Annotated in this window: 13 protein-coding genes; all 13 read right to left on the reverse strand. The window is 27.8% G+C overall.

Annotation, left to right across the window (positions count from 1 at the left end; genetic code table 11):
• Positions 1 to 856, reverse strand: an 856-nt coding sequence (locus tag HMPREF3177_RS00010) for a DUF3991 and TOPRIM domain-containing protein (protein ID WP_070456126.1), incomplete at its 3' end; no start/stop codon positions are given.
• Positions 857 to 1034: 178 nt separating this feature from the next.
• On the reverse strand, positions 1035 to 1835 hold the full coding sequence (locus HMPREF3177_RS00015; RefSeq protein ID WP_070456129.1) for a class A sortase: 801 nt from the start codon (positions 1833 to 1835) through the stop codon (positions 1035 to 1037).
• Between the two features lie 3 nt (positions 1836 to 1838).
• A complete protein-coding gene (gene topB / locus HMPREF3177_RS00020; protein WP_070456131.1) occupies positions 1839 to 3977 on the reverse strand; it encodes a type IA DNA topoisomerase in 2139 nt (712 codons plus the stop codon).
• 16 nt (positions 3978 to 3993) lie between these two features.
• Positions 3994 to 5073, reverse strand: coding sequence for a hypothetical protein (locus HMPREF3177_RS00025; protein ID WP_168161290.1), 1080 nt, complete (start codon positions 5071 to 5073; stop codon positions 3994 to 3996).
• Positions 5074 to 5170: 97 nt separating this feature from the next.
• On the reverse strand, positions 5171 to 6553 hold the full coding sequence (mobP2, locus tag HMPREF3177_RS00030; protein ID WP_070456136.1) for a MobP2 family relaxase: 1383 nt from the start codon (positions 6551 to 6553) through the stop codon (positions 5171 to 5173).
• Positions 6554 to 6844 (reverse strand): ribbon-helix-helix domain-containing protein, encoded by a 291-nt coding sequence (locus HMPREF3177_RS00035; RefSeq protein ID WP_070456138.1) that lies wholly within the window; start codon positions 6842 to 6844, stop codon positions 6554 to 6556.
• A gap of 11 nt (positions 6845 to 6855) precedes the next feature.
• Complete coding sequence (locus HMPREF3177_RS00040) at positions 6856 to 7299, reverse strand: hypothetical protein (protein WP_070456140.1); 444 nt, start codon at positions 7297 to 7299, stop codon at positions 6856 to 6858.
• Positions 7283 to 7576: a hypothetical protein gene (locus tag HMPREF3177_RS00045; protein WP_070456142.1), complete on the reverse strand. Its 294-nt coding sequence runs from the start codon at positions 7574 to 7576 to the stop codon at positions 7283 to 7285. The genes HMPREF3177_RS00040 and HMPREF3177_RS00045 overlap by 17 nt, the downstream gene beginning before the upstream one ends.
• A gap of 273 nt (positions 7577 to 7849) precedes the next feature.
• Positions 7850 to 8650, reverse strand: coding sequence for a coiled-coil domain-containing protein (locus HMPREF3177_RS00050; RefSeq protein ID WP_070456144.1), 801 nt, complete (start codon positions 8648 to 8650; stop codon positions 7850 to 7852).
• Between the two features lie 28 nt (positions 8651 to 8678).
• The gene (locus HMPREF3177_RS00055; RefSeq protein ID WP_070456146.1) at positions 8679 to 9329 is read right to left on the reverse strand and encodes a hypothetical protein; all 651 of its coding nucleotides are present in this window, start codon (positions 9327 to 9329) and stop codon (positions 8679 to 8681) included.
• A gap of 11 nt (positions 9330 to 9340) precedes the next feature.
• Positions 9341 to 10420: a lysozyme family protein gene (locus HMPREF3177_RS00060; protein ID WP_148128586.1), complete on the reverse strand. Its 1080-nt coding sequence runs from the start codon at positions 10418 to 10420 to the stop codon at positions 9341 to 9343.
• Positions 10421 to 10466: 46 nt separating this feature from the next.
• On the reverse strand, positions 10467 to 10904 hold the full coding sequence (gene ssb, locus HMPREF3177_RS00065) for a single-stranded DNA-binding protein (RefSeq protein WP_070456150.1): 438 nt from the start codon (positions 10902 to 10904) through the stop codon (positions 10467 to 10469).
• Positions 10905 to 10930: 26 nt separating this feature from the next.
• Positions 10931 to 11274 (reverse strand): hypothetical protein (locus tag HMPREF3177_RS00070; RefSeq protein WP_210388776.1); only part of this gene is annotated, 344 nt, incomplete at its 5' end.

Raw genomic sequence — 11274 nt, forward strand, 5'->3', positions numbered from 1 at the left:
TATCTTGATTAAATTTTAATCCTGCTTCATCATTGTCTACTGCATACACTACGTTGGGTATCTTACCTGTATTTTGACCAACTTCTAAAATTTGCTGGTAAATTATACTTGGATTGTTAACCCCTCGCATTGAAACATATTTTGAATTTGGTGTTAGTCCATTGAGTGAAGCATAGCTGATCGCATCAACCTCGCTTTCAAAAAAGTAAATATTTCTAATATCTTTGTTTGGACTTGTCTTAAATGAGAAACCAAATTTTTGATTTGCACCACTCGCTATATGCTTGTATCTTCCACCATCTTTTTTCTTATAACTCCCCTCTGAATTATGGCCAACAATTTCTCCATTATTCACCCATGTATAGACGGCATTATTTCTTTCATCTTGTCGGATAAATCCTTTACTCATCAATGTATTTACAATGTCTGGATTTAATTTCCTATCATTAATTAAATATTCTCTTACTCTAGACGGATCTTTCACCATATTATCTACTGGAAAAGCATACTGTTCTTTTTCTTTCTTATTTTTCCAATGCATACCATAATCACTTTGGATTCTTTGATTATTTTTAGAATTTAATTCAATGACTGCTTCTCTAAATTTCATTCCAAAAAGTTCTTCATCTTGTAGTAAATTAATAATATTTCCACCACGTTGGCGTGAGTTCCAAAAATACATATTTTGTTCTGCATCTACAACAAAACTATCGTGATCATCAAGGTTATAATACTTACTATTACCTTGTCGTGTCATCATAAATCCTTGTTCTTCTAAATACTCTACAATCGGTACATTTTTCGCATATGCGACTGCTTCATCAGTTAATCTTCCTTTTTCATCAAATAATTCCATTGTTTTTCCTCCATTTTTGAAAAATATTTAAAATAAAGCACTCTGACGGCTTTTATGCCTTTTAGGATGTATAACACTCGAATTTTATTATTCAAGCTCTAAGACCTGTTTTAAAAACCCGTTTTTTAAAAAACTTAAAAATTCGCATAAAAAAAGAGAGAATTTTTCATAATTCTCTCTAATAGATATAGTTTTCAGTTAAATCTTTTTCAAAGCTTCCAATCGACTGGCTTTTTACAAAACTACCTTGAACAATTAATCGACTTGCTCCATCTAACGTGCCACATGTTACTAAGGTAATTAGTGTTTCATTTTCTACATCATCTATCCAACCAATTTGAGATGGATCTACATATTCTATTTTTTCTATTTCATATATATATACTTTTTCTTTATCGGTCGCATAAATGTGCATCCCTTTTTCTGCTCGTTTTAATGGACTGAATAAAGTGTTTGGATCTGGCATTAAGTGACCAGCAACGGCATAATTATCTTGACCTAACTTCATGTTCGGTTTCATTGTAGAAGCACCCGTGTAAAGATTTTCATTACTCACTCCTTCAACAATTGGTAAGTTCATATTTATATCGGGTATAAACAATTGACCACGATATAAAAATTTATTTACTGTTGCTCCTGTTGGAATACTGTCTATCAGCTTAACTTGTGACCAATCATACGTTAAATTATTATCTGCCATTTCCTGTGTTTCTATTAAATCACCGTATTCATCTTTATCTGTCTGCTCCCACACACTTTCAAGCCATTTTTCATTAGATTTAATTGTACTTTCTTTATAATTCTCTTGTGCAACTGCTTGTGCTTTTTCTATGACATGTGGATCTTTTAAATAAAAATTAAATGGTTGATACAGTAATAAGAATAATGCTGGTAATAACATAACTATTATTGTTGTAATAATAGATTTACGTTTTCTACGTTTTTTCATCTGTTCTTCTATCATCTCATGATATTTCATTATTTATCCCTCCTTATTATCAAAAAATAACGTTACCTTGTAGTCATTATTTAATTTTACAAAAGCATCATAGGTCTTTCCTTTCTTGGAAACAAAACCTTTAACTTTATGCTTTGTTCGACCATGATTTATCAATTCTTTAACAACAGTAGTAGAAATATTTTTACCAAAGATATTTTTAAAAATTACAAATTTGCATTTCTTATTTTGACAAGCATAAAACACACCTTTTTTACCTTTTATCTTCTTAACGACTGATTCTTTACACTTAGGACAATCACCAATTACATTTGGATCATCAATTTTAACTACTGATTGACCCTTATTATCCACTAACTGATTTTTCTTAAAGTCACTATCAATCTGCTTAATTTGATGAAGAATATACTTAATCGTATTTTTAATAAAATTATCTAGCGTTTGTTCTTCACTACTAATCTTCTTTAATGATGCTTCCCATTTTGCAGTCATTTCTGGACTAGATAATAATGTGCCTTGTACACTTCGTGCTAAAAGTCTACCTTTATCTGTTAGCATTACTTGGTTCTTCTTAGTTGTGATATAGTCATGATGCTTTAATTTTTCTATCACATCTGCTCGTGTTGCCTCTGTACCAATTCCCTCAACCTCTTTTAGTATTTCTGTATCTTCATCTTCTAATAATTTGCCACAATTTTTCATTAAGTTAATTAATTGACCCTCAGTATATAGTGATGGAGGTTGTGTCATCCCCTCATATATAAATGGTTTTGCTTTAATCATTTCACCTATATTCATTTCTGGTAATATACTTTCTGTATTTTCTTTTTGATTGAATAATTCTTTCCAACCTAATTGTTTATCTACTTTACCTCTACTATAGAAATAATGATCATCAATTATCAGTTCTACATCAGTTTCTTCATATATATACTCCTTTAGAAACATAGCTATTGTCGTATTATAGATTTCTTCATATATATTACGTTCTTTATCACTTAACATATTTACTTTTTCTACATCAGCTGTTTTCGTTAATATAATTGCATAGTGTTCTTGAACTGCTGAATTATTCACAAAACGCTTTCTCATAGAACGGTTATCAATTAATTCACTACTTATATTGAACATATTGAGATAGCTCTCAAGATTTTGATCTAGATATTGAAACTCTTGCTCCGTAATATACTGACAATCTGTTCTTGGATAACTCACCAATTTTAATTCATATAACTTTTGTACAATCGCAAGAGTTTCTTTAGGACTATATCTCCACAACTTGTTTGCTTTCGTTTGCAAGGTGCTCAAAGAATGTAGCTTTGGTGCTTGTTTTTGTTTTTGAGTACGTTTAATATCTTTTACTGTTGCATAGTCTTTTAATTTTATATCTTCAAAAATTTTATCAACAATAGCTTTATCTTTTTCTTTCAACTTCATTTTTGCTGTGAATTGTTGTGAATCTTTACTGCAATCTGCATGTACTTCAAAAAATGGTTCTGATTTGAAATTCTCAATTTCAATTTGTCTATGATAAATCATAGATAAGGTTGGAGTTTGCACCCTACCAACACCAAATATAGTATTAAAATCAGCGATTTTAGATAATTTAATACTATATAAGGGACTTAAATTCATACCAATTAGATAATCACTTAACATACGTGCTTTTGCTTCTTGAAACATTAATACATCTTTTCTATTATCTTTTAATTGATTAAATCCTTTTTTAATTTCTTCTTTTTCTAATGAATTAATCCATAGCCTTTTTATTTCTTTATTTCTAATACCTGCATGTTCAAGTATTAAATAAAAAATATTGCTTCCCTCTCTATCTACATCACACGCATTAATTATCGTATCTGCTTTCATACATAATTCTTTAACCGTATTATATTGAGCATATTTTTTTGAATCTACTTTATATTCAAAGCATGTTGGTAGAAAAGGTAAGTTGTTTAAATCCCACGTATTGATTGGTTGTTTATATTCTTTGGGATATTTTAATTGTATTAAATGACCAATTCCCCACGTTAAAAAAGCACCAGCAGGAAAGGTGCTACAACGATCTAGTTCTATATAACTTTTAGTTCGATTTTTTATACTAAATGCTTCTGCGTATGCTTTGGCTTGTGATGGTTTTTCTGCAACAATAACTGTTGTCATAATTTATTTCCTTTCTTTATTCCAAAGTGTTTTCTTTCATCTGTGTCTGTTCTTCTAAATCATATCTCCTAAGACTACCTACACGGGTTTGCTTTAATAATACTTCATACTTTTTAGACAAAGGGTTATCTTGCATATCCTGTTCATACTGTTCTTTTTCTTTTATTGAATATACATTCTTGTTGTGGTGGAGCATTAAATAATGATCCACATCTTGTTCATGGTATTCATCTTCAAATTCTTTTAAATTACTTGTAAAAGCAATCTCACTATCTTTAACACCAATAACTGTAATGTATTTTGCTGTATCATCCTTATTATTAATTAAGTAATCTTCTGCGTATTGGTCTAGAAGATCATAGTATGCTTCTTCTTCTAGTTCGTTTTCATCCTTTAAAACTCCGTATGACTCCATTTGATAATCATAATTATTAATTGTTTCAATTTGTTCATCAGTAAGTGGTTGATTTTCATAAATTAATGCATATTCTGTTTCTGGTACAATTCGTACATATCCCATCTCATGTATCTTATCCCAACTTTCAATATCTTCACGATCTAGATTGTAAAAATCTAATAACGCTCTATGGTCTATTGAACGAATACCATTTTCTCCATAACTAGATATAAGTTGATTATTTGGGGTAATCCATAAACTTTGGTCTAAATCATTTGTCATTTCAAACTGATTTACAAATTCAACTTCTCTCAAAAATTCAGGTGCTTTTGGTGTATCTTGATAATCTGGTTGACTTGCTAAAAGTGATAGCTCATTATAATCGTCTAATATACTATCGTATTTATCGACTTCAAATTCATCTTGTGCTTCTTCAAAAATTCTATCGTCTATATGGTCTTTTAAATAACCTTGTTCATCAATAATATTTTCATTTGAAATAGTATATTCTTCGTATTCTAAGAGTTCTTCTTTTCTTTTTAAATATGCCTCTTTTGCTAATTTACTTCTCCTAGAAGCATCTTCCTCAACTTCTCTAATATTCATTTCATTATTTATTAGAAAGTCCACAATATTATCTTTTAAACTTTCTTCTAAACTAATCGTACTTTCATTTTCTAATTTAGATTGTTCATCCATATTTTTAAAATTATCTTTTTTCATTTGTATATCTCCTTTTAAATAAAAAAAGAGCAATATACATTTGTATATTGCTCTTAATCATTTATTATTTAATTTATAGTTCTTGTTCTTTTATATTTCTAATACGTTCTTCAAGTATTTGATGTTCGTGTTCGACTTCTTTTTGTCTTCTTCTATTATTAAATAAGTTTTGTAGTCGTCTTAATTCATATTGTTTCATTAATCTTGGTTTTCTTATTAATGGACTATTTACTTTTACTTTAAATTCTGTACCTCTATACCTTACGATTCTAAATATTGGCTTGTTTCTTGATCTGTAATTTTTATTTTCCTGCACATGATGAATAAATATTTTCTTCAAATTTTCTTTATTTCTTTTATTAGATATATTCGGTGGTTTATTTAATTCTATTCCCAATTTTTCTTCCACCTGCTCTTTATTTTTCTTAATATTTCTTAATAGTTCATTCCCCATTCTTGATTTTAGTTCATCATATTTATTTTTTGAGTAGTTATTATAATTACTGTTTTCTCCATAAACTTCTTTATAAAATCTTTCTTCTCTTGAAAGTAAACGTCGATATTCATTATATTCATTACTAAAGTTATCTTTTAAAAAATGTTCTGTGTAATCATCTATATCATTTTTAAGATGTTTCATATTGTGATGATTATATGACCATTCATTTTGTTTCTCTGGTAGTAGAGAAATAATTTTATTCAATCTTTTTCTCTGTTCGATTGTACTTTCATCTATATGAATTGATTTATTTAAAGTATTCCTCAATTCATTTATTCTTTCTAAACTTTTTTCTCTCTCTACTAAATGATGAATAAATGCTGATTTCATTCTTGAATTAGTTTTATTTTTTCTTTTACCTTTCGGTTCAGTCACTTCCACAAAATTATTATTTTCATCTTTTCTTTTATAAGTAATCATCTCTCGTGTATTTTCTTTTTCAGATATTGCAACGTGTACATGATAATTGTCTGTGTTGTAATGTATTTCTCCAGTCCATATCACATTATCTTTTTCTAAATTTTCTTCTTTAATGAATGTATTCATAGAATTTCTTACAGCATCTTTTATTTTTTCTTCTTTAAGATTTTTATAAACCAATAAATCATTTTGTTCTAACCATCTTGTATCAAAAGAATAAACATCTCTCCATAATACTGAATTATTTTTTTGTGCTTCTCTAAAAGATTTATATACTTCTCTACGTTCATCTTTAGTTAAAAGATCACTTTTTTCATTAAATAAACCTGTACTTTTATCTTTTACTTCCTCATGTTTAGCTGATTCACGATTCATATAATCTAAATACTTCTCAAATTTTTCATCAATAATAGGTTCATATTCATCAAAGAAGTCTTTTTGTTTTGCTTCTTTACGATCAATATAACGAATATAATTTTCAAAAGATTTATTATTTCCTATTACAAAGTCACTAGTTAAGATTACTCCTGCTTTCAATTAATTCCTCCTATACTGATAATTATTATTTTTATTTAAATTTCTTTTTATACTATTACTATTTCTACCAGATGTATTTACCAAAATTTTTAACTCTCTAATTTCTTTACATAAATCTGACAGAATTTCTTTTGTAGTTATTTCGTTATCTTCTTGAATTAAATTTCTAATTGCAACATATAAAAAATCTGTCCTACTTTCGTATTTATATTTATTTTTCATAATATGTTTATCGATTTCTTTTTTAAAATCTTTGTCAATTGCAAAATTAATTTTTTCTGTTTTAATCAATATGTCATCTCCTATAAATCTGTAATTCTCCATCGAGGATTAATTTCTTTTTCTTCTACTTCTTCTTTATTATTTTCAGTTACAGTTTTATGATTTTTATTTTCATTCATCTTTTTATTTCGATAATAAAAATCAATGGCTTCTCTTCCTTTAATTGCACTTAAAGTTCCACCATAATATAAATCAACAATTTTTAAATCCTGTCTATCCATAATTGAATAAGTGAATTGTAAGTTAAGCTCTAGCAATGATTTTAATTTTTTCACATCATCACTCAACATTTTTAAATCGGAATAACTATCTTCTCCATTATCAATTTTAATTTGATTATTAATTGCTTTTTTTAAAAATTGAGTTCTGCTACTATAACTAGATTTATTTTTATCAATATGATTATCAACTTCGTTTAATTCATCTTCATCAAAATAAAAAAATACTCTATTTCTTTTCTTCATTAATTTTTTCAACTCCTAGTAATTCAAATAAGATATTTGTATTAATTTCATACCAATTGTTTAAATCATTTATAGATTTAATTTGATCGTTTAAAGTAGTTTCTAATTTTTTTATTAATCTTTTCATCTCTATTGAATCTTCTGTTAATAATTTTTCAGAAATATCATTTTCTATTATTTTGTTTATATATTCGTTCACTGAAAGATTTTCCTTTTCAGCTTTCTTTGAAATATACTCAAAATTTTCTTCGGGTAATCTAAGTAAATACTTTTTCATACTGTCACTCCTTCTTAAAAGTGTGTGTGTTAGACACACAATCAGTGTTTTTTTACAATAATTAAGTTAAATAAGTGTGATATAGACACACAATAACGATTATTTTGATATCACTTTTATTATTTGCTGTGTGTCTAACGCACAATCTATTAAACCTTATATGACAACGGTTGGCACTGCCAACCTATCACTAATGTGTGTGGAGCACACAACAAAGTGATATCATTGTCCCTTATGCTCTTTAAATAATTACTAGATTTCCCCCTCTTTTGTTCAGTTTTTCTCGCTTTTGTACTCATTTAATTGTTGTTCTCTTTCATCAATTTCATTTTTTGTTTTCTGTTTTTCGTCTTCCATTAATGAAATTTGCTTTGTAAATAATTCAATTTGTGATTCAACCTTACTTTTTTCTTCGTCAGTTAATAAGCTATCTGTATTTTTTAATTCAGAAATATTTTCTTCTTTAGATTTTATTTCTTCATCTAGCTGATTTATTTTTTCGTTTAGTACATCAATTTCAGTTTCAACAAATGATGATCTAAAATTAATTGCGTAGTCTAAATAATCATTTTCAGTTAATTCTTTTTGTAATTCTTGTTCATGCGATACGTAAGTTACATTTTCTTTTTGAGTTTCACTTCCATCTTTTTTAAATCCTATTGTTAATCTTGTAAGTAAATAATCTTTTGGCACATCTTTTATTTTCATAGATATAATTTGTGGATTAACTTTTTCTACTATAACTTCTTTATTTTTAGTTCTATCTTTTTGAATAAGTGCTTTTGCCTTTAAATTTTTTTCACTAAATAATGAACCCACACTATTAATTCCAAATAAAACTTCTACCTCTTTTTTATTCGGATAATAAATTGATTCAATATAAGTTAATTCTTCTCCCTCAAAAGAAATTCTTTCTCCACTATCTATTGTTTTTCTAATTGCTTCTTCTGGTTTAAAAGTGTTTAAAAGAATTAAACATAAATATAAAAATATAATTAGAAAAATTAATGCAACATAAAATTTACCGATATTGTTTTTATAGGTATTTTTTAAATCAATAAATATTTCTTTCATATATAAACCTCCTGTAGTAGAAAAATTTTTATTGATCTACAGCTTCCTTACCAAAAAATAATTCTATATCTGGATTCATTAAAGGATTATCTCCATACATTTTTGTTGCAACAACTTCTCCGTTATCTTTTATTTCAAGTTCTAAATGATAGATACCATAGTTAATAACTTCATCATCTTCTATTGACGTTCCATAAACTATCACAGCATCTTTTGTATTCTCATTTAAATCTCGTGTATATACTTTTACTTCTTCGACTGTGCTTTGGGGAATATCAGAATTATCATCTACTGGTTTAAAATATCCTTTACTTTCTAAATACTTCGTCGCTTCATCTTCTGTTAAATTTTTTAGCTCATTTATTTCATCTTTATTTAATCTATTAAACATCAAGTCAACGAATGTATTAGAGAAATTTAAAATTTTATCCGAATCATCATTAATTTCTTCTTGAGAATTATTTTCTTCTTCAGAACTTTCATCATTATTTTTTTCTACCTCAACGACTTCAACTTTATTTTTGTGATCTTGTTTATCTTTTTCTAAAGAATTAATTTCATCTTTTAATAATTTATTTTCTTCTTCTAAAGTTTTAATATTTTTATTTAATAAAAAGAATGGGACTGTAAAAATTAAAACCACCCCGACTATAAAAAATAAAACTTTTTTATTATTCATCTTTTCTCCTCCTAATAAATGTAAGATAAACTGTTTGCTTGGCTTGCTGGGATTGTGCGATAACTTAAAACATTTAGACCTTTAACATTCATTTCAGAAACAATAATATCTCCGTTAGACTTAACTTCTTCTACGAAGCCAACGTGTCCATAATAACTATCAGATCCAAATTGATTTCTTTGCCAAACAACTGCAGTTCCTGCTTTAGGTGTGTTATTTACTTTAATACCTTGTGATTTTGCATTATTAACCCACATCCATGCATCACCTAAATTGTTTGGTACTTTAGCTCCTATTTCTGCTCTTCTTCCTGCAACGTACCATGTACATTGACCAGATAAATATGGATTGTTGTAGCTACTTGTGTTTGGCTTTTTAAAATTACCTGTCAATTCATCAATGCTTGAATTACCAGAGTTTAAATATTTCATGACGTTATCTACATAATTGACGTCACCATAAGAACTCCATCCCATATTACTTGCTTGTGTGTTAGAAAAATTTTTTGCAAGTTGTTTGGAATACTTACCATCATTCATACGTTTTGCATAATCTATAAACCCCGATCCAAAGTTGTATGATTGTAAAATTAATTTAGTTTTATCTAAATCAAATTTATCTGTCATACCAACTGCTTTTACAAGTTCACCATAATATTTAACACCTTGCTTAATTGATTCACTTGTTCCAATTGAGTTCGGAGGTTTACCTAGTGATTCAGATGCTTGAAATACATCTGTTACTCTACCACCAGATTCTTGAGCCATAATTGCAAGTAAGATGTCGATATGAAACTCTTTTAATCCTTGTGTTTTCATTTCTGCTAAAACATCTTCTTTATAACGTAAAACTTCTTGTGGCAAATTTGCTCCGACTACTGTTTGAGAAGCTTCTGCTTTTTGTTGCTCATCTGCACTAATTGCACCAAAAATTGGGACAAAAGCCATAATTATGAGTAAAACACAAAGTGCTACTAATAAAATTGCTCCACCAGTAAATCCTAAAGTTCCTGTTACCCATAAAGCTATTTTATTTTTAATCCGTTTTTCTATTTGCTTTCTTGTAAAGCTTTTTTCTTTTGCCATATTCACTCTCCTAAATAAAAAAAGCACTTATTAAAATAAGTGCTTTGGATAATTAAAACGGTAAATCGTCATCTTGAATGTTTGCTAGATAGTTGTCGTATGAATCATTTTCATCTTCTGAATAACCATCTACTTTTTCTAATTCTTTATTTCCCTTTCTTTTTTCTCTTTGTTCTTTTGTTTCTAATAAAATAATTCGTTTACCTAAAATTTCAGTGGTATATACTTTCTCTCCATCTTTATTCACGTAACTACTTGTTTGTACTCTTCCCTCTACACCAATTAAACTGCCTTTATCGGTATATTTTTCTAAAATCTCCACGTTGTAATTAAATACTACTATTCTAATGAAATCTGTTTCGTACTCATCCTCCTTATTTTTAAATGGTCTTTGTACTGCTAATGTAAACACTCCTACTCTATTTTTTTCATTTTCAAAAACTTTAATTTCTTTTGCAATTCTTCCAGATAAACTAACATTGTTAAACATTTATTTTCCTACTTTCTTTATAAAATTTATTTTATTCTTAAAATTACATCCATCGGTGATTCAATGCGTTGTTTTACTTCTTGTAAAAAAATTTCATATTGATTATCTGTTAATTTTTTAATCTCTGTCATTACTGCAACAACATCGTCTAAGTTTGTATCACTATCAAAATCTGCCCAATCTTCATCTGTTTTTAAGTCAACTACGCTATAGCTAAATGGATCTTCTAAGCTATCTAGTGCATCATACAGTTCTTCTCTTTCATCTCTTTTTGTTAAATCATAGTAACGGTTACCCAATTCTTTAATTTTAATTTTGAATAACATAAACACCATTCCCTTTTTTCTACCACTCTTATTATTTTGAGTGT

It is taken from the genome of Nosocomiicoccus sp. HMSC09A07, assembly GCF_001808485.1.
Taxonomy (GTDB): Bacteria; Bacillota; Bacilli; order Staphylococcales; family Salinicoccaceae; genus Nosocomiicoccus; species Nosocomiicoccus ampullae_A.

Excerpts from the sequence above, each read along its gene's own strand:
- HMPREF3177_RS00015 (WP_070456129.1), bottom strand. The coding sequence starts at position 1,835 with ATGAAATATCATGAGATGATAGAAGAACAGATGAAAAAACGTAGAAAA.
- topB (WP_070456131.1), bottom strand. The coding sequence starts at position 3,977 with ATGACAACAGTTATTGTTGCAGAAAAACCATCACAAGCCAAAGCATAC.
- HMPREF3177_RS00025 (WP_168161290.1), bottom strand. The coding sequence starts at position 5,073 with ATGGATGAACAATCTAAATTAGAAAATGAAAGTACGATTAGTTTAGAA.
- HMPREF3177_RS00040 (WP_070456140.1), bottom strand. The coding sequence starts at position 7,299 with ATGAAGAAAAGAAATAGAGTATTTTTTTATTTTGATGAAGATGAATTA.
- HMPREF3177_RS00045 (WP_070456142.1), bottom strand. The coding sequence starts at position 7,576 with ATGAAAAAGTATTTACTTAGATTACCCGAAGAAAATTTTGAGTATATT.
- HMPREF3177_RS00050 (WP_070456144.1), bottom strand. The coding sequence starts at position 8,650 with ATGAAAGAAATATTTATTGATTTAAAAAATACCTATAAAAACAATATC.
- HMPREF3177_RS00055 (WP_070456146.1), bottom strand. The coding sequence starts at position 9,329 with ATGAATAATAAAAAAGTTTTATTTTTTATAGTCGGGGTGGTTTTAATT.
- ssb (WP_070456150.1), bottom strand. The coding sequence starts at position 10,904 with ATGTTTAACAATGTTAGTTTATCTGGAAGAATTGCAAAAGAAATTAAA.